This is a genomic window from Geodermatophilus sp. SYSU D00697, from assembly GCF_054050175.1.
In genome coordinates, this window is record NZ_JBJGYV010000007.1 from 100,951 (window position 1) to 118,924 (window position 17,974).

General features: G+C 74.4%; 15 protein-coding genes and 1 pseudogene. 12 read left to right on the forward strand and 4 right to left on the reverse strand.

The window, feature by feature from the left end; all coding sequences use genetic code 11:
- Positions 1 to 2: 2 nt before the first annotated feature.
- From boxB to ACI79C_RS08765, 7 genes are all read left to right on the forward strand, one after another.
- Positions 3 to 1,514: a benzoyl-CoA 2,3-epoxidase subunit BoxB gene (gene boxB, locus ACI79C_RS08735; protein WP_456945245.1), complete on the forward strand. Its 1,512-nt coding sequence runs from the start codon at positions 3 to 5 to the stop codon at positions 1,512 to 1,514.
- A gap of 113 nt (positions 1,515 to 1,627) precedes the next feature.
- Positions 1,628 to 3,316 carry a benzoate-CoA ligase family protein gene (locus tag ACI79C_RS08740; protein WP_456945246.1) on the forward strand — a complete coding sequence of 563 codons (1,689 nt, stop codon included), beginning with the start codon at positions 1,628 to 1,630 and terminating at the stop codon, positions 3,314 to 3,316.
- Positions 3,313 to 4,395 carry an NAD(P)/FAD-dependent oxidoreductase gene (locus ACI79C_RS08745; protein ID WP_456945247.1) on the forward strand — a complete coding sequence of 361 codons (1,083 nt, stop codon included), beginning with the start codon at positions 3,313 to 3,315 and terminating at the stop codon, positions 4,393 to 4,395. The genes ACI79C_RS08740 and ACI79C_RS08745 overlap by 4 nt, the downstream gene beginning before the upstream one ends.
- Positions 4,396 to 4,423: 28 nt before the next feature.
- A complete protein-coding gene (fdxA, locus tag ACI79C_RS08750; protein ID WP_456945248.1) occupies positions 4,424 to 4,756 on the forward strand; it encodes a ferredoxin in 333 nt (110 codons plus the stop codon).
- Complete coding sequence (locus ACI79C_RS08755) at positions 4,756 to 5,679, forward strand: LLM class flavin-dependent oxidoreductase (protein WP_456945249.1); 924 nt, start codon at positions 4,756 to 4,758, stop codon at positions 5,677 to 5,679. The genes fdxA and ACI79C_RS08755 overlap by 1 nt, the downstream gene beginning before the upstream one ends.
- Before the next feature lie 51 nt (positions 5,680 to 5,730).
- Positions 5,731 to 6,132: a hypothetical protein gene (locus ACI79C_RS08760; RefSeq protein ID WP_456945250.1), complete on the forward strand. Its 402-nt coding sequence runs from the start codon at positions 5,731 to 5,733 to the stop codon at positions 6,130 to 6,132.
- 39 nt (positions 6,133 to 6,171) lie between these two features.
- Entirely contained in the window at positions 6,172 to 7,461 is a 1,290-nt protein-coding gene (locus ACI79C_RS08765; protein WP_456945251.1) for an ANTAR domain-containing protein, read from the forward strand.
- A gap of 9 nt (positions 7,462 to 7,470) precedes the next feature.
- Here ACI79C_RS08765 and ACI79C_RS08770 read toward each other — a convergent pair whose 3' ends face one another.
- Both ACI79C_RS08770 and ACI79C_RS08775 read right to left on the reverse strand, forming a co-directional pair.
- Positions 7,471 to 9,501, reverse strand: a complete 2,031-nt coding sequence (locus ACI79C_RS08770) for a CheR family methyltransferase (RefSeq protein ID WP_456945252.1) — start codon at positions 9,499 to 9,501, stop codon at positions 7,471 to 7,473.
- A gap of 4 nt (positions 9,502 to 9,505) precedes the next feature.
- Entirely contained in the window at positions 9,506 to 10,537 is a 1,032-nt protein-coding gene (locus ACI79C_RS08775; RefSeq protein ID WP_456945253.1) for a chemotaxis protein CheB, read from the reverse strand.
- Between the two features lie 315 nt (positions 10,538 to 10,852).
- Between ACI79C_RS08775 and ACI79C_RS08780 the strand changes: the two are divergent.
- Together ACI79C_RS08780 and ACI79C_RS08785 are read left to right on the forward strand one after the other, a co-directional pair.
- Positions 10,853 to 11,080: pseudogene (locus ACI79C_RS08780) on the forward strand (STAS domain-containing protein); the annotation flags it as partial.
- Between the two features lie 222 nt (positions 11,081 to 11,302).
- Positions 11,303 to 12,130 (forward strand): IclR family transcriptional regulator domain-containing protein, encoded by an 828-nt coding sequence (locus ACI79C_RS08785; RefSeq protein WP_456945309.1) that lies wholly within the window; start codon positions 11,303 to 11,305, stop codon positions 12,128 to 12,130.
- A gap of 26 nt (positions 12,131 to 12,156) precedes the next feature.
- Here the strand turns inward: ACI79C_RS08785 and ACI79C_RS08790 are convergent, their stop codons facing one another.
- Positions 12,157 to 12,711 (reverse strand): flavin reductase family protein, encoded by a 555-nt coding sequence (locus ACI79C_RS08790; protein ID WP_456945254.1) that lies wholly within the window; start codon positions 12,709 to 12,711, stop codon positions 12,157 to 12,159.
- A gap of 414 nt (positions 12,712 to 13,125) precedes the next feature.
- Between ACI79C_RS08790 and ACI79C_RS08795 the strand changes: the two genes are divergently transcribed.
- Positions 13,126 to 13,932 (forward strand): alpha/beta fold hydrolase, encoded by an 807-nt coding sequence (locus ACI79C_RS08795; RefSeq protein WP_456945255.1) that lies wholly within the window; start codon positions 13,126 to 13,128, stop codon positions 13,930 to 13,932.
- Between the two features lie 143 nt (positions 13,933 to 14,075).
- Here the strand turns inward: ACI79C_RS08795 and ACI79C_RS08800 are convergent, their stop codons facing one another.
- On the reverse strand, positions 14,076 to 15,269 hold the full coding sequence (locus ACI79C_RS08800; RefSeq protein WP_456945256.1) for an acyl-CoA dehydrogenase family protein: 1,194 nt from the start codon (positions 15,267 to 15,269) through the stop codon (positions 14,076 to 14,078).
- A 269-nt stretch (positions 15,270 to 15,538) separates the two neighbouring features.
- Between ACI79C_RS08800 and larA the strand changes: the two genes are divergently transcribed.
- Together larA and ACI79C_RS08810 are read left to right on the forward strand one after the other, a co-directional pair.
- Positions 15,539 to 16,828: a nickel-dependent lactate racemase gene (gene larA, locus ACI79C_RS08805; protein WP_456945257.1), complete on the forward strand. Its 1,290-nt coding sequence runs from the start codon at positions 15,539 to 15,541 to the stop codon at positions 16,826 to 16,828.
- A complete protein-coding gene (locus ACI79C_RS08810) occupies positions 16,825 to 17,970 on the forward strand; it encodes a glycerate kinase (RefSeq protein WP_456945258.1) in 1,146 nt (381 codons plus the stop codon). Before larA ends, ACI79C_RS08810 begins: the two co-directional genes overlap by 4 nt.
- The last annotated feature ends 4 nt before the right edge of the window (positions 17,971 to 17,974 follow it).

Sequence of the window (17,974 nt, forward strand, 5' to 3'; positions counted from 1 at the left end):
GCATGACTGCATCGACTTCCCCCACCCGACCCGGCCCCACGACCGAGTCCACCCCCCAGAGCGGCACGGTCACCGGTGACGCCCCCCAGCCCACCGGACCGCTGTCGAAGATCGACTACAGCGAGCGCATCCCCAACAACGTGAACCTGGCCGGTGACCGCAAGCTGCAGCGGGCGCTGGAGGGCTGGCAGCCGAAGTTCCTCGACTGGTGGAAGAACCTCGGCCCGTCGATCCCCACCCACGACGTCTACCTGCGCACCGCGATCGCGGTCGGTCGCGACGGCTGGGCGCACTTCGACCGGGTGCCGATGGAGCAGTACCGGTGGGGCATCTTCCTCGCCGAGCGCGACCCCGACCGGAAGGTCAACTTCGGGCAGCACAAGGGCGAGCCGGCCTGGCAGGAGGTGCCCGGCGAGTACCGCTCGGACCTGCGCCGGCTGATCGTCATCCAGGGCGACACCGAGCCCGCCTCGGTCGAGCAGCAGCGGCACCTGGGCATGACCGCACCGTCGCTGTACGACATGCGCAACCTCTTCCAGGTCAACGTGGAGGAGGGCCGCCACCTGTGGGCGATGGTCTACCTGCTCCAGGCCTACTTCGGGAAGGACGGCCGCGAGGAGGCCGAGGAGCTGCTCAAGCGCAACTCCGGCGACTACGACTCCCCGCGCATCCTCGGCGCCTTCAACGAGGAGACGACCGACTGGCTGTCGTTCTTCATGTTCACCTACTTCACCGACCGGGACGGCAAGTACCAGCTCGGGACGCTGAAGGAGAGCGGCTTCGACCCGCTGGCGCGCACCTGCGAGTTCATGCTCAAGGAGGAGGCGCACCACATGTTCGTCGGGACGACGGGGGTGCAGCGCACCGTCCAGCGGACCGCCGAGCTGATGAAGCAGCACGGGACCGACGACATCTGGCAGTACGGGGGCATCCCGCTGTCGGTCATCCAGAAGTACCTGAACTTCCACTACTCGGTGTCGATGGACCTCTTCGGCTCCGAGACCTCCTCCAACGTGGCGTCCTACTACACCGCCGGGCTCAAGGGCCGCTGGATGGAGACCCGACGCAAGGACGACCACGTCCTCACCGACCTCACGATGGACATCCCGGTGGTCGAGGACGGGCAGATCACCACCCGCACCGTCCCGATGCTCACCGCGCTCAACTACGACCTGCGCTCCGAGTACGCCGAGGACTGCAAGAACGGCGTCAAGCGGTGGAACCAGGAGCTCGAGGAGGCCGGGCTCGAGGAGCGGCTGTACCTGCCCCACCAGGGCTTCAACCGCAAGGTCGGCGCGTTCTCCGGGCACCACGTCTCGCCCACCGGCGAGATCCTCGACGACGCCACCTGGGAGCGCGCGGTCGGCGAGTGGCTGCCGTCGGCGGAGGACCACGCCCGGGTCGCCGAGCTGATGGTCCCGCACTACGAGCCCGGTGAGTTCGCCGGCTGGATCTCCCCTCCGTCGGTCGGCATCAACTCGCTGCCGGTCGAGTACGACTACGTCCGCTTCTGATCCCCCTCCCCCGACGATCATGGAGTCGCGGAGGCGACACGCCGGTCCCGGTCGGCGGGTCGCCTCCCGCGCTCCATGATCGCCGGGGATCACCCTCCGAAGGGCTGAGCAGCGTGGCCACCCTCGACACCGCCCCACCCGACCTCCCGCTCCCGGCCGCGCCGCCGCCCGGCCCCGAACCGTTCAACGCCGCCGAGTGGCTGGTCACCCGGCACGCCCGGGCCACGCCCGGCCGGCGGGCGATCACCGCGATCGACCTCGACGGCAGCGTGCGGACGCTGACCTACGCCGAGCTCGACGAGGCGGTCACGCGGTTCGCCGCGGCGCTGGTGGGCTCCGGCGTCCGGCCCGAGGAGCGGCTGCTGCTGTGCATGGGCGACACCCCGGAGCTGCTCACCGCCTTCCTGGCCGGCCTGCGCATCGGCGCCGTCCCCGTGCCGGTCAGCACCATGCTCACGCCCAAGGACATCGCCCTGCTGGCCACCGACTGCCGGGCCCGGCTGGTCGCGCTCAGCTCCGAGTTCACCGAGCTGGCCCCCGCCCTCGGCGGCCTGCGCGACCTCGCCGACGTCGTCGTGCTGGGTGAGGGGTCCCTCCCGGACGTCGCCGGTGCCCGTGTGCGGTCCTGGGAGTCCTTCGTCGCCGCCGGTGGCGACTTCCTCGAGCAGGTCGCCGAGCCCTACCCGACGGTCGCCGACTCCCCCGCCTTCTGGCTCTACACCTCGGGGACCACCGGCACGCCGAAGGGCGCCATGCACCGGCACGGCTCGCTGCGGGACACCGCCGAGACCTACGCCCGCGACGTGCTGGCCATCGGCCCGGACGACGTGACCTTCTCCGTGGCGAAGTTCTTCTTCGCCTACGGCCTGGGCAACACGATGACCTTCCCGTTCGCCGTGGGGGCGAGCACGGTGCTCGACCGGGCCCGGCCCAGCCCGGCCAGCACGCTGCGCATCCTGCAGGAGCACCGGCCCACCCTGTTCTTCGGCGGGCCCACCTACTACGCGGCGCTGCTGGCCGCGGGGCTGCCCGCTGACGCCTTCACCAGCGTGCGGGCCTGCGTCTCCGCCGGGGAGGCCTTCCCGGCGGCCCTGTTCGAGCGCTTCACCGGCGCCTTCGGCGTGGAGATGCTCGACGGCATCGGTTCGACGGAGATGCTGCACATCTTCATCAGCGGCCGGCCCGGACGGACGCGCGCCGGCTCGACCGGGGAGATCGTCGCCGGCTACGAGGCCAAGATCGTCGACGACGAAGGCGCCCCGGTGGCCGACGGCACTCCCGGCCACCTCTACGTCCGCGGCAGCTCCGCGGCCACGGGCTACTGGCAGCGGACCGAGGTCACCCGGCGGGTGTTCCAGGGTCCGTGGGTGCGCACCGGTGACACCTACGTGCGCAGCGCCGACGGCTACTACACCTCCCTCGGCCGCACCGACGACATCATCAAGGCCGGCGGCATCTGGGTGTCCCCGACCGAGGTCGAGGAGCGGCTGCGCCAGCACCCGGCGGTCAACCAGGTGGTGGTGGTCTCCCTCCCGGACGCCGACGGGCTGGACAAGCCGGTCGCCTGTGTCGTCCTGCTGCCCGGCCAGGCGGTGCCCGAGGACGACCTGGTCGACTTCTGCCGCGCGGGGCTGGCCGCCTTCAAGCGGCCCCGGCACGTGCTCGTCTTCCCCGAACTGCCGACCACCGCCACCGGCAAGCTGCAGCGCTTCCGAATCCGCGAGCTCGCCCTGGAGCGGCTCAGCGGCGCCGTCCGGCCCGACAACCTCGGGCCGGCACCCACGACGGGAGGACCCGCATGACCGTGACGGACACGGCGCTCCCGGCCTCCGCCACCGGCAGCGGACGGGACGTCGACGTCGACCTGCTCGTGGTGGGCGCGGGCCCGGCCGGCTTGTACGCCGCCTACTACGCCGGGTTCCGCGGCCTGCGGACAGCGCTCGTCGACAGCCTCGCCGAACCCGGCGGCCAGGTCACGGCGCTGTACCCGGAGAAGATGATCTACGACGTCGCGGGCTTCCCCGGGATCAAGGGCCGCGACCTCGTCGCCGGGCTGGTGCAGCAGGCCGCCCGCTTCGACCCGGTGTACGTGCTCGGCGAGCGGGCCGAGACGCTGACCGACGAGGCCGGGCACCGCCCGCGGCCCGGCGACCGGCTCGTCGTCACCACCGACAAGGGCACCCGCATCGCCTGCGGCGCCGTCGTGGTCACGGGGGGGATCGGCACCTTCACGCCACGACCGCTGCCCGGCGGTGCGGAGTGGGAGGGCCGCGGCCTGACCTACGTGGTGAAGGAGCTGGCCGCGCACGCCGGTCAGGACGTCGTCATCGTCGGCGGCGGGGACAGCGCCGTCGACTGGGCCCTGGCCCTGGAGCCCATCGCCGCCTCGGTGACCCTGGTGCACCGCCGGAAGCACTTCCGCGCGCACGCGGCCAGCGTCGCCGACATGGAGCGCGGCCGGACCGTGGTCGTCACCGACGCCCAGGTGGACCACCTCGAGGGGGACCGCGTCGACGGCGACGGCGCGCTGCACACCGTGCACGTGCGGACCAAGGACGGCACCGTGACGCCGTACAAGGCGCAGGCGGTCATCGCCGCGCTCGGCTTCACCGCCGACATCGGACCGCTCGAGACGTGGGGCATCGACATCGTCGACCGCAAGATCCTCGTCGACACCGCGATGCGCACCTCCGTCGCGGGCGTCTACTCGGCCGGGGACATCACCGAGTACGCCGGCAAGGTCCGGTTGATCTCCGTCGGTTTCGGGGAGGCTGCGACCGCGGTGAACAACGCCGCCACCTACCTCGACCCCGACCAGCCCCTCTTCCCCGGCCACAGCAGCGACGACCCCGCCGGCCTGGGCGCGACCGCGCACGCCTGAACCGGCCCACACCCAGGGAGACAGCCCCGTGCCCTACGTCATCGGCGCCGAGTGCATCGACACCACGGACATGTCCTGCGTCGAGGAGTGCCCGGTCGACTGCATCTACGAGGGCGACCGCAAGCTCTACATCAACCCCAAGGAGTGCATCGACTGCGGCGCCTGCGAGCCGGTGTGCCCGGTGGAGGCCATCGCCCAGGACCGCCGGGTCACCGACGAGAACGAGCCGCACATCGACGACAACCGGCGGTTCTTCGTCGAGCCCCTGCCCGGCCGCGACGCGCCGCTGGGCAGTCCCGGCGGCGCCTCGAAGGTCGGCCGGATCGGCGTGGACACCGAGCTGGTCGCCGAGCACGGCTGATGCGCGTCGTCCTGACCCTCGGCGGCGACCAGACCGCCGTCGCTGCCGAGGCCCGGGCCGCCGAGGACGCCGGCTACGACGGCGTGGCCACCGGTGAGCACCTCTTCTTCCACGGCCCGGTCGCCAACGGCTTCGTCGTGCTGGCCGCGGCGGCCGGCGCGACCAGCCGCATCCGGCTGCTCAGCTCGCTCACCGTGCTGCCGCTCTACCCCGCGGCGCTGGCGGCGAAGCTGGCCACCACCCTCGACCGGGTCAGCGGCGGCCGCTTCGACCTCGGCGTGGGCGTGGGCGGTGAGCACCCGCCGGAGTTCGAGGCCGCCGGCACCGACGTGGCGCAGCGGGGGGCGCGGGCCGACGAGGCGCTGGAGCTGCTCCGCGCGCTGTGGGCCGGCGGCCCGGTCGACTTCACCGGACGGTTCACCCGCGTGCCCGGCCTCGCCCTCGACCCCGGGCCGGTGCAGCCCGGCGGCCCACCGGTCTGGCTGGGCGGACGGCGGCCGGCGGCCATCCGCAGGGCCGGCCGGTCCGGGGACGTGTGGATGCCGTACATGTACACGCCGGACCAGCTCGCCCGCAGCCTCGCCGAGGTCCGGCAGGCGGCGGAGGCCGCGGGCCGGGACCCGGCCGCGGTGCGCGGCGCGGTGTTCTGCTGGGGCGGCGTCGGCGAGGACCCGGCCCGGTCCCGGCAGCAGGTGGTCGACACCGTCAGCGCGGTCTACCAGCAGGACTTCGCCCCGCTGGCCGACCGCTACCTGCTGCACGGCGACCCCGACCGGGTCGCGGCACGGGCCCGCGAGTACGCCGACGCCGGCGCCGAGACGCTGGTCTTCTCACCCGTCGGCGAGGGCGCTGCGCGGCAGGAGGTCGTCGACCTGTTCACCGCGCGGGTCCTGCCCCGGCTGCAGGGGGCACCGGCCACCTAGCCGCGCGCCGACGCCTGTGCGACACGCCCGGGCCGGGTGGAGGATCGGGCCATGGACGTCGACGACCCCGGGCGTCGCGCGGCCATCCGGGCCGCGGAGGCGGCACGGCGCGCCCGGGAGCTGGGCGACCGGCTGGCCCGCATGGACCCCGCGCGCCCGTCCTCCGACGACGACGTCCGGTCCGCGAGGGAGCGGGCCGAGGAGGCCGCCCAGCACGCCGAGCGGGCCCTGCACCGCGCCGCCTCCGGCCACGAGCGAGCCGCACGGAGCCACGAGGCGGCCGCCGAGGCGCACGAGAAGGCCGCGGAGCGCGGCGCGGGGGACCCCGAGGAACACCGCCGTCGCGCGGCCGAGCACCGGCGGGAGGCGGCGGAGGACCACGCCAGCGCCGCCGAACACGGCATCCATCCGCCGGCCGGCCACCGCGCGCCCCCGGCCGACCGCGGGCGGTGAGTCCTCGCGCGCCCCCCCCCCGGACCCGAGGAGGCTCCTGTGAGCCGCACCGCTGACGACGGGTCGCGCCGCACGGAGGCGCTGCGCGCCGACGAGGCCCTCAGCAGCCTGGCCGACCTGCAGGTCGCGCACGAGGAGCTGCGGGTGGCCGAGGAGGAGCTGCGTGTCCAGCAGGAGCAGATCGAGCACCTGCTGACCCGCTACGAGTCCGAGCGGCGCTGGCGCAGCCACCTCTCCGGGCTGGTCCCCGTCGCGCTGTGCACCACCGACGGTGCCGGCGCGCTGGTCGACGTCAACTCGGCGCTCGCGGCCCACGTGCAGGTGCCGCCGCAGCGGCTGCGCGGCAAGCCGCTGAGCCTCTACCTCGACCCCGGTGACAGCACCGCCTTCCGGTCCGCAGTGCGGACCCTCTCGTCCGGGACGGCGACCGAGCAGCGCCTGCGGGTCCGGGTCCGCGGCCGCCGGGACTCCCGCACCCCGGCCGACCTCTTCGGCTTCACCGACACCGCGGCCGGGCAGACCGAGCAGACCCGGCTGCAGTGGGTGCTCGTCCCCGTGCAGGACCCCACCGCGGGGTCCCGCGCCGGCGGCTCCACGCCGGAGCTGACCGCCACGGAGTCCCTGGGGCTGGCGGCCGCACTCTCCGAGCTGTCCACCCTCCCGATCGGCGACGACGACCGGCAACGCCTCCTCGGCCGCATGGCCGTCCTCGTGCGCAGCGCCGTCCCGGCCGCGGACTCGGTGAGCATCACGGTGGGGTCGCCGCTGGACCCGCAGCAGCTGAGCAGCGACTCGGCGACCGCGCAGGCCTTCGACGGGCTGCAGATGCAGGCCGGGGAGGGCCCGTGCTGGGAGGCCCACCTCACCGGCACGGTGGTGCTGTGTCCCGACGTCACCACCGACGAGCGGTGGCCCACCCTGGCCCGCCTGGCGCCGGGCGACGTCCGCAGCGTCGTGGCCCTCCCCCTCCGGGAGGGCGAGCAGCCGGTGGGTGTGGTGAACGTGTACTCGTCCACGGCCGGCGCGTTCGGTCCCGACAGCCGCCGGATCGCCGAGCTCGTGGCCGCCGCCGTCGGCGGCGTCCTGCAGAGCGTCGCCGAGCGCGAGGCGCTGCGGGACCTGGCCGCCAACCTGGAGAAGGCGCTGACCTCCCGGGCGGTCATCGACCAGGCCAAGGGGGTCCTCATGGCCCGCTTCGGGGTGGACGCCGACGAGGCCTTCGCCCGCCTGGTGACCCTGAGCAACCGGCTCAACGTCAAGCTGCGCGACCTCGCCCAGCTGGTCGTCGAGGGCCACGCCGGCGAGGTGATCGCCGCCCTCGAGCGCTGAGGGCGTCGATCAGGCGATCGGGTCCATGAGGACCACGGCGCCGCGGCGCTCCCCCGGCGTCTCGCTGAACGGGGTGACGGTCACCCGGACCCGCACCGGCCGGCCGCGCCGGTTCACCGCGTCGACCTCCACCGTGTCGTGCCCGCCCGCCTGGTCGGACACCTGCCGGCGGAGCAACGGGTGCAGCGGCGCCATGGGCAGGCCCGTGTCCAGGTTGAGCAGGTACCGGCCCCGCACCTCGTCCTCGCGCAGACCCCAGAGGTCCTCGGCGGCGACGTTCCACACCAGGACGCGCAGGTCGGTGTCGACCACGGCCACCCCCGCCCGGAAGCTGCTCAGCACGCCGTTCATGAACCGGTTGACCGCCCCCACCTCGTCGGTGCTGGCCCGCAGCTCCTCGTTGGTGGAGTGGAGCTCGTCGTTCATCGACTGGAGCTCCTCGTTCATCGTCTCCAGTTCCTCGTTGGTCGACTGGAGCTCCTCGTTGGTCGTCTCCAGCTCCTCGACCGTCGACTGGAGCTCCTCGTTGGTCGTCTCCAGCTCCTCGTTGGCCGACTGCAGCTCCTCGTAGGCGGTCTCCAGCTGCCGGTTGGCGAACTCCAGCTCCCGCTGCAGCCGCCGGTACCGGGTGACGTCCTCGAAGACGACCGTCGTCCCCAGCAGCCCGCCGTCCTCCCGGAGGACGGGGACGACCTGGACGTCGAACACCACCGGCTCCTGACCCGGCCGCCGCCGCTCCACCCCGCGGACCCACATCGGACGGCGCTGCTGCACCGCCTCCGCGATCGAGGAGCGCAGCTCCACCGGCCGGTAGGAGATCTCCAGGTCCTGGAAGGGTCGGCCGACGTCGCGCTGGTCGATGCCGAACGCCCGCTCCGCCTGCCGGTTGACCATGGCCAGCCGACCCTCGGCGTCGATGGCCAGCTGGGCAGCCGGCCCGGAGAGCATCGCCTCCCGCCGGAGCCGTGCCAGGTCCTCACCGGCGGGGTCGGGGACCGCCCGGATTGTCGGGACCTGGGGACGCCGTTCCGGCGGGAGGCCCCCGTCGCGCTTGCGGAAGAACCGGCGGGTGAGGTCGACCGGGCTGAACAGCTGGTTGTGCGACAGGAGCATCTCGGCCTTGCCGAGGAACAGCAGGCCGGTGGGGTTGAGCGCGTAGTGCAGCCGGCCCAGGATCCGCGCCTGCGTCTCGGCGGTGAAGTACATCAGGGTGTTCCGGCACAGCAGCAGGTCGATGTGCGAGATCGGTGCGTCCTGCACGAGGTCGTTGCGGCCGAAGATCACCGAGCGCCGCAGGTCCTTGCGGAAGGCGTACCGGCTGCCCTCGACGGTGAAGTACCCCCGGACCTGGGCCGGGGTGAGGCCGGTCATCTCCCGTTCGGTGAACAGGGCCTGGCGGGCGGCGGCGAGCGCGTCGTCGTCGATGTCGGTGGCGTAGATCTTCACCCGCTCGCGGAACCGCTCGACCCCCAGCGCGTCGGCGAGCAGGATCGCCAGGCTGTAGGCCTCCTGCCCCGAGGCGCAGCCGGCGCTCCACACCCGGATCCTGGGCCCGCACGAGGCCAGCAGCCCGGGCAGCAGGTCCTCCCGGAGGTGGTCCCAGGCCGCCCGGTCGCGGAAGAAGCTCGTGACGTTGATCAGGATGGTGTTGAACAGCGGCGTGAACTCGTCCGGGTGGACCTCGAGGTGGTCCTGGTACTCGGGGAAGGAGTCGATGCCCACCTCGGCCATGCGCCGCCGGACCCTCCGCACCAGGCTCGGGCGCTTGTAGCCGGTGAAGTCGAAGCCCCGGCGCTCGCGCAGGTGGGCCAGGAGCGCCTCGAACTCCGGATCGGATCCCGCGGTCGCATCACCGAGCGACTCCTCCAGCGCGCCGTCGTCCAGTGCGCCCTCGTCCAGTACGCCGTCGTCCAGTGCGCCGTCGTCCAGTGCGCCGTCGTCCAGTGCGCCGTCGTCCAGTGCGCCGTCGCCGGAGGGTCCGGCGCTCGAGGGGCCGGTGGCGTCCTCCGCCGGGTGCCGCCCACCGGTCCGTGCGTCCATGTGGTCAGGCCTCGCTGATCTCGTCGGGCAGCGTCGATGCGCTCAACTCGCCCCGGTGCAGCAGCCCCCGCAGCAGCGCCGCGGCGTCCTGTGCCTCGTCGTGCCGCTGCCGGAAGCGCCGTTCGCTGTGGCTGTGGCCGCGCTCCGCGGCGCGCCGGCCCATGTGCAGGCTGAGCGCGGCCCGCTCCTCCAGGCCGCGCAACGCCATCCACAGCGCGCCCTCCAGCGCCTGCGACTGCTCCTGGGCCAGCGCCTCCGGCGACCAGGCGTGGCCCACCCGGCAGCGGTAGCGCTCCATCGCGCCCTCGGTGATCGAGAAGAGCGCCCCGTGGCAGCTGGGGCAGCCGAAGCCGGAGGGGACGCCGGGTCGCTCCGCGTCCTCGAAGGCGTCGCCGTCGAGTTCGGCCATCGCGGTCTCCGTCTCCATGAGCTCGGTCGGTGGCTGCACGTCGTCCACCTCCACCTCCTCGGTCACCAGCCGGCCGAGCAGCGCCCCCATCTCCGCGACCGGCACCGCGTACTCGGCTCCGGCGACCTCCAGCGCGTGCTGGGGCATGCTGGCGTACATCGCGTCGGCGGGGTGCTGCACCACGCCCACGCCGCCGCGCGCCCGGATGGACACCATGCCCGCCGTCCCGTCGTCGAGGGCGCCGGAGAGCACCACCCCCACCACGCGGGGCCCGGCCGTCCGGGCCGTGGAGCGGAACAGGACGTCCACCGCGGGGCGGTGCCCGTTCTCCCGCGGCCCCCGGGTCAGCGCGACCCGGCCGTCGACCACCATCAGGTGGTGGTCGGGCACGCAGACGGTGACCGTCCCGCGCTCGAGGGGAGCGTCCTGGCGGGCCGCGCGGACCGGCAGCGTGGCCACCCGGTCGAGGATCTCCGGCAGGGCGCTGCGGGAGCTCGGGGGCATGTGCAGCACCACAAGCACGGCGGCGGGCAGGCCGGCGGGGAGGCCGGCCAGCAGTTCGCGCAGTGCCTCCACCCCACCCGCCGAGGCCCCGATCACCACGAGGTCACGCCGTGTCGTCACCACCTGGCCACCATCCCGTCGTTCCGCCGACCGGCTTCCTGCAGTCCGCGGCATCGTCCCCGCAACGGTAGTGGCCCACCACCGGGGAACGGGACCGCTCTCGGCGGCGCGCGGGCGCGGGGTCCCGAGTTCTGATACCGACCGGCTCCGGTCGAAGGTCCGGCCGGAGTTGCGCACACAGCGAGGTGCCGCGGCGTCCGGAGCTGCCGCCGCCCGGCGCCCTCGCGCGGGGGGGACGTCTCGCGCAGGCAGCCGCACCCCCGGTCCGATGGCTTCCCACGCTCCCTGCTGGTCTCGGTGGACCTGCGCGCCGGGCGCGTGCGCCTCGAGGGCGACCTCGGCCGCACCTGCGCCCACCACCTGCACGACGCCCTGGCGGCGCTCGGCCTGTCACCGCACCCGGGGTGGCGCGTCGACGCGGCTCAGGTCCCCTCCTGCGACGTGGCCGGCGTGCGGGCGCTGGCCCGAGCCGCCGTCCTGGCGTCCGGCCGCGGTCGGACGGTGCGGGTCGAGGGTCCCTCCCCCCTCCTGGCCCACCTCCTCGACCTCACCGGACTGGCGCACCCGGTGGCTGCGGACGGCGCCCGGCACCCCGTCGCCGCCGAGGAGCGGCGTGTCGCCCGCCGGCGCTGCGGCACGTCGGCCCGAACCGGGCGTGTACGTCCCCCGTCGGGGTGGCCCCGACCGGCGGAACGGCGCGGACGGGCACGCGCTCCCGCTCCCGTCGATATCGTCGGCCCGTCCTGCGTCGACGCGGAGGGGGAGCCGATGGCCGGACGGGGTACCGGGCCGGACTTCGTTGAGGCCCTCGCACGGGGTCTCGACGTCATCGCCGCGTTCAGCGCGGACCGCCCCACCATGACGCTCACCGAGGTCGCCACCGCCACCGGGCTGGCCCGGCCGACAGCGCGCCGGCTGCTGCTGACCCTCGAGGAGATGGGCTTCGTCCGCACCTCCGGCGGCGCCTTCCAGCTCACGCCACGCGTGCTGAGCCTCGGCATGGCCTACGTCAGCTCGCTGGGCCTCTGGGACATCGCACGGCCGCACCTCGAGGCGCTGGTCGCGAGGACGGGCGAGTCGTCGTCCATGGCCCAGCTCGACGGCTCCGACATCGTCTACGTCGCCCGGGTGTCGGTGCCGAGGATCATCACCCTGCGGGTCGAGATCGGCACCCGCTTCCCCGCCGTCCGCACCTCGCAGGGCAAGGTGCTGCTCGCCGCGCTGTCCCCCGACGAACTCGACGCCGCGCTCGCCGAGCCCAGCCGCGCCGGGCTCCCGCCGGCCGCGGACCCCTCCCCCGAGCAGCTGCGCGACGAGCTGGTCCGCGTCCGTGCCCGCGGCTGGGCACTGGCCGACGAGGAGCTGGCGCCCGGCATCCGCTCGGTGGCCGTCCCGGTCCGGGACCGCACCGGCGCGGTCCGCGCGGCCATGAACGTCACCGTGCACGCCGCCGAGACCTCCACCGAGCGGCTGGTGCAGGAACACCTGCCCCTGCTGCTCCGCACGGCCGGCGAGATCAGCGCCGAGTGGGCGCTGTGGCAGTCCCGGCCGCACGTCGAGATCGCCCGGCCACAGGAGGGTCCGGCGACCGCCTGAGCGGGGGCGCGGCAGGCGTGCGTCGCTCAGTCGGTCTCGAGCGCGGCGTGGGTCCCGAAGACCCGGCCGTGGTAGGTCAGCGGCCGGCCCTCGGTCGTCTCGGCCGCCACCACGGCGCCCAGGGCGACGACGTGGTCGCCGCCGTCCACCAGGGCGGCCACCTCGCAGGCCAGCCACCCGGGCGCGCCGGGCAGCCGGGGCAGGTCGGAGTCGATCTCCCACCGGACGCCGGAGAACTTGCCGGTGCCGCCCTTCTTGGCGAACGCCAGCGCGAGGTGCGACTGGTGCGCGCCGAGCACGTTCACCCCGAAGCGCCCGGACTCCCGGACGACGGCCAGCAGGTCCGACCCGCGGTCGAGGGAGACCAGGACCATCGGCGGGTCCATCGACAGGGAGGCGAACGCGCTCACGGTCGTGCCGTGCGGCAGCCCGCCGGTCGTGCTGGTGATCACCGAGACCGGGGTGGGGACCCCGGCCATCACCTCGCGGAAACGCGCCTGCAGCTCCGGGTCGACCGGCGGCTCGGCCGGCGGGGTGACCGTCTCCACGTGCGCGGCGGCGGACTCGGTGGACTGGGTCATCAAGAGGACCTCCGGGTGTCGTCGACGGCGGGGCCGCGGAGGGACCGGCCGGCTCACAGCCGTCCCCGTCCAGCGACGCCCACCGGAAGGCGGTGCGGGCGACGTCCACGCCGGCTCCGTGCTCGGTGATCCCCGGCCGGGCCGGTCCGCGGTCCACGGGGCACCGAGCGGCCGCGGCCGGGCCGGGCGTCGTGGTCCCCGGAAGGGTGACAGCGGCCACACGCCGTGTCAACCGCAGGCCGTACACCTGTCCGTGGATGCCGGCGAACGGCCGGCCGGGCCTCCTGTGGCCGGTGGGATGGACGATCGACCCTCCGCTGCGTGGACAGCCCGTTGACAGCCGGACTTGTCTTGCGTCACGGTCGCGGGCGAGGCGGACGACTGTCCGTTGCGGTTCTCGAGGAGGAGTTGAGCGTGAGCGTTCCGGGTGCTGGACCGACCCCGACCAGGCTGCCGATGGGCTCGGGGGAGATCAGCCTCTTCCGCCAGGGGTCGGGCCGCCCGGTCCTGTTCCTGCACGCCGCCGGCGGCGCAGGCAACTGGGAGCCGTTCCACGAGCGGATGGCGCAGGCGGTCGACCTGATCGCCCCCGACCACCCCGGCTTCGGCCGCAGCGACGAGCTCCCCGAGGTCGCCACCATGGCCGACCTGGTGCAGCACTACATCCGCCTGCTGGACGAGCTCGGCATCGACCGGCTCGACGTCGTCGGGGCATCGTTCGGTGGCTGGACGGCCGCCGAGCTGGTGAGCACCATCCCCGACCGGGTCGAGCACCTGGTGCTGATGGCACCGGCCGGCCTCGAGGTCCCGGAGGCGCCTCCGGCCGACCTGTTCTCCATGGCCCCGCCGGACCTGGTCCGCGCGCTGTTCTACGACGACGCGATGGTCGAGGCGGCACTCTCCGCCCCGCCCACCCCGGAGCAGATCGCGCAGACGGAGAAGGACATGGCGGCCTTCGCCCGGTTCGCCCGCGACCCGTACCTGCACGACCCGGAGCTGCCCGCCCGACTGCCGCGCATCACCTGCCCCACGCTGGTCATCGCCGCGGAGATCGACGTGATCATCCCGCGGGAGCACAGCGAGGCCTACGCGAAGGCGATCCCCGGCGCGGTGCTCCGCGACCTGCCGCGCACCCGGCACGGCCTGCACCACGAGCGGCCGGACGAGGTCGCCGAGGAGGTCCTGGGCTTCCTCCTGGGCTCGGACGCCGCCGGCCGGTGAGGTCCGCGGCCGGCGTCGGCTGACCTCTCGCACACGAGGGCGGGGCGGGATCCGATCCCACCCCGCCCTCGTCGCGTCGCCGCCCCGGACGACGACGGCCGGACCGGGAGGGAGCCTCCCGGTCCGGCCGTCGTCGGTGCGGCTCAGCCCTGCGGCACGAGGTTCATGTACAGCCAGGTGTGGTCCGGCGCCAGGCCGGCCAGGTACTTCCCGCACCCCTCGAGGACGTGCGGCGCCGACGTGACGTGCTGGGTGCCGGCGTGCATGTCGCGGAAGAACTGCTGCATCGGCCCGGTGCGCAGCGCAGCGGTGCCGGCGGCCTTGTAGACCTCGACGCTGATGGCCTCGGCCGTCCAGGTGGCGTTGTACAGCGCCAGCCGCAGCCTGGTGCGCTGGTCGACGTCGAGCTCGCCGCCGTTCTCCAGGGTCTCGGTGGCGTCCCGCCACACCTCGTACACGAAGGCCCGGGCGGCGTGGTACTTGGCCTCGAGCTCGCCGTAGATCGCGTGGAAGCGGGGGTTCTCGGCCATCGACCCGGCACGGCCGGCCTTGGCGCGCACCGAGTCGGCGAGGTCGTCGAGCATGCGCCGCGCCAGGCCCAGCGCCCAGCCGGAGTGCCCGATGAGCGCGAAGTGCATGATGCCGAGCTTGAAGATCCAGCCACCGCGCTCCGGCGTCTCGACCGGGCCCAGGTGGGTGAAGGTCTCCGGCACGAACACGTCGCGGATCTTGTAGTCGATGCTGCCGGTCGCCTTGAGACCCATGACGTCCCAGGTCTCGATCAGCTCGGCCTTCTCGACGGGCAGGACGAAGATCCGCGGCTGGCCGGTCTCCTCGATGATGCCCAGCGTGTGGATCCACTGGGAGTGCTTGATGCCGGAGGCGAAGCTCCAGTCACCGGAGAGCCGGAAGCCGTCGCCGTCGGTGACGGCCTTCCCGGGACGGGTGCCCTGACCGGCCACGACGGGGAGGCGCTCGCCGGAGAACATCTCCTTGACCGCCTCGTCGGAGAGGTAGGCGCCACCCGTGCCGATGGCCAGGGAGGCGGCCATCTGCACCCACGCGGTGGAGGGGTCGGCCGAGGCGAGCGCCTGGACGATCTCGAGGGAGGAGATCGGGTCGCACTCGGCGCCCCCCAGCTCGCGCGGGGTCCACATCCCGTAGAGGCCCGCCTCGTGCAGCGCGTCGTCGACGGCGTCGACGAGCTTGCCCGCGGCCTCGTTGGCGGGGGCGTTCTCCCGGATCAGCGACTGCATCGCGCGCGCCGCCGCCACGAGGTCGGCGGGCTCCCGGCCGGCGGAGCGGCCGGTCGCCGTGTCGGATGCGGTCGTCGTCATGGTGGCTCCTGTTCTGCCGAGTCGGGCTCGGGCGGGTCGAGGGGGAGCGGCGCGTCAGGTGGCGCCCCGCTCGGCGCGACGTACATCTGTCCGTCTACCGGACAACCATCCGTGGACAAGTCTTTGCTGGAACCTCCGCCTGTGTCAAGGGACACATCCTCGGGGTGGAAGGCGGGACCGAGCGGGCAGACTGGAGCCGTGACACTCCTCCCGGCGGCTGCGGCTCGCCCCGCCGTCGGCATACGGACTCCTGGACGGACGGCCTCGCGATGACCCTGACCTCCCCGGCCGACACGGTGTCCCTGGCCTACGGCCGCGGCACCGTCGAGGTGCCCCTCGCGCCCGGCGCCCTGGTCGTCACGCCGCACGACGACCCCGCCCTGGCCGACGCCCCCGGGGCGCTGCGGGCCGCGCTGCGCGCGCCCCTCGGCGCTCCTCCGCTGGCCGCGCTGGTCCGCGACGGCATGTCCATCGCGGTGTCGGTCTGCGACGGCACCCGCGCCCAGCCGCGGGAGCCGGTGCTGCGCGCCCTGCTGGAGGAGATCGACGGGGCGGCCCGCGGCTGCGAGATCACCGTCCTCGTCGCCACGGGGACCCACCGGGGCAACACCCCCGAGGAGCTCCGGGAGATGCTGGGCGACGAGGTCGTCGCCCGCTGCGAGGTCGTCAACCACGACGCGCGGGACCGGGACTCCCTGACCTTCGTCGGCACGGTGGGGGACGGCGTGCCGCTCTGGCTGAACTCCCGGTGGCTCGAGGCCGACCTGCGGATCACCACCGGCTTCGTCGAACCGCACTTCTTCGCGGGCTTCAGCGGTGGCCCGAAGATGGTCGCCCCGGGGCTGGCCGGCCTGGACACGGTGATGGTGCTGCACGACGCCGCGCGCATCGGCAGCCCGCTGGCGACCTGGGGCGTGGTCGAGGACAACCCGGTGCACCGCGACATCCGGGCGTGCGCGGCCGTCGCACCGCCGGACCTGGCCCTCGACGTGCTGCTGGACCGCGCCAAGCGGATCACCCACGTGGTCTGCGGCGAGCTGACCGCGATGCACGCGCAGGCCTGCGAGCTGGCCCGCGCCGCCGCCATGCGCGCGGTCCCCGAACCGATGGACGTCGTCGTGACGACCAACTCCGGCTTCCCCCTCGACCAGAACCTCTACCAGGCGGTGAAGGGCATGGCCGCCGCCGAGCGGGTGGTCCGCCCCGGCGGGACGGTCGTGGTCGCGGCCGAGTGCGCCGACGGGCTGCCCGCCCACGGCTCCTTCGCCGAGGTCCTGGGCTCGGCCCCCGACCCGGCCGGGCTGCTGGAGCTGATCGGCTCCCCCGGGTTCAGCGTGCCCGACCAGTGGCAGGTGCAGGTGCTGGCCCGGATCCTCGCCAAGGCGCAGGTGCAGCTGTTCTGCTCGGGGCTGCCGCCGGAGGAGGTCCGGGCCGCCCACCTGGTCCCGGTGAGCGACCTGTCCGGGGCGGTCACCGAGGCCGTGGAGCGGCACGGCCCCCGCGCCCGGGTCTGCTACCTCCCCGAGGGGCCGCAGACGATCCCCTACCTCGTCGGGTGACCCCCGTGGCCCGGATCGTGCTGGCGCCCGACAAGTTCAAGGGCTCGCTGAGCGCTCCCCAGGTCGCCGCGGCACTGACCCGGGGGCTGCGTGCGACCCTGCCGGACGCCGAGATCGTCGAGCAGCCGATCGCCGACGGTGGCGAGGGCACCGTGGACATGGTGCTCTCCGCCGGGTTCACGGCGCGCAGCTGCGTCGTCCCCGGGCCGCTCGGGGACCCGGTGACCGCCCGGTACGCGGTGCGCGGGGACACCGCGGTGCTGGAGATGTCCGCCGCTGCCGGCCTGGCGCTGCTCCCGCCGGGCGGCCCGACCGAGGAGACGGCGGTGTCCGCCTCGACGCTCGGCGTCGGCCGGCTGGTCGCCGACGCGCTCGACGCCGGCGCCCGGCGGGTGGTCCTCGGCGTCGGGGGCAGCGCCACCACCGACGGCGGCGCGGGCGCCCTGGTCGGTCTCGGGGCGCGGGTGCTCACCGCCGAGGGGGACGACGTCCCGCCCGGGGCCGCCGGCCTGGCGCAGGCGGCGCGGCTGGACCTCGCCGGCCTGGACCCGCGGCTGGCCGACGCGGAGGTCGTCGTCGCCTGCGACGTGGACAACCCGCTCACCGGCCCCTCGGGCGCGGCCGCGGTCTACGGCCCGCAGAAGGGCGCGACACCCGCGGCGGTGGCGCGGCTGGACGCCGCCCTGGGCCGCTGGGCCGACGTCGTCGCCGCGGCCACCGGTGCCGACCGGCGGGACGACCCCGGCGCGGGTGCTGCCGGCGGGATCGCGTTCGGGCTGTCGAGCGTGCTCGGGGCGCGGCTGACCCCCGGCGTCGGGCTGCTGCTGCAGCTGACCGGGTTCGCCGACGTCGTCCACGGCGCCGCGCTGGTGGTCGTCGGTGAGGGGTCGCTGGACGCGCAGAGCCTGCGCGGCAAGGGCCCGATCGGGCTGGCCGCGCTCGCCCGCGCGGCCGGGACGCCGGTGGTGGCGGTGGCCGGGCGCAGTCTCATCAGCCCCGAGGAGGCGCGGGCGGCCGGCCTGGCCGCCGTCCACGCGCTCACCGACCTCGAGCCCGACCCGGCGCGCTGCATGACCGACGCCGCCGCCCTGCTGGAGACCGTGGGCCGGCGGATCGGCGAGGAGCTGCGGGCAGCCCGCTGACCCC

Bases quoted from the DNA above. Each gene is read 5' to 3' on its own strand.
- boxB (WP_456945245.1), top strand. From the start codon at position 3: ATGACTGCATCGACTTCCCCCACCCGACCCGGCCCCACGACCGAGTCC.
- ACI79C_RS08745 (WP_456945247.1), top strand. From the start codon at position 3,313: ATGACCGTGACGGACACGGCGCTCCCGGCCTCCGCCACCGGCAGCGGA.
- ACI79C_RS08755 (WP_456945249.1), top strand. From the start codon at position 4,756: ATGCGCGTCGTCCTGACCCTCGGCGGCGACCAGACCGCCGTCGCTGCC.
- ACI79C_RS08760 (WP_456945250.1), top strand. From the start codon at position 5,731: ATGGACGTCGACGACCCCGGGCGTCGCGCGGCCATCCGGGCCGCGGAG.
- ACI79C_RS08770 (WP_456945252.1), bottom strand. From the start codon at position 9,501: ATGGACGCACGGACCGGTGGGCGGCACCCGGCGGAGGACGCCACCGGC.
- ACI79C_RS08785 (WP_456945309.1), top strand. From the start codon at position 11,303: ATGGCCGGACGGGGTACCGGGCCGGACTTCGTTGAGGCCCTCGCACGG.
- ACI79C_RS08790 (WP_456945254.1), bottom strand. From the start codon at position 12,711: ATGACCCAGTCCACCGAGTCCGCCGCCGCGCACGTGGAGACGGTCACC.
- ACI79C_RS08800 (WP_456945256.1), bottom strand. From the start codon at position 15,269: ATGACGACGACCGCATCCGACACGGCGACCGGCCGCTCCGCCGGCCGG.
- larA (WP_456945257.1), top strand. From the start codon at position 15,539: ATGACCCTGACCTCCCCGGCCGACACGGTGTCCCTGGCCTACGGCCGC.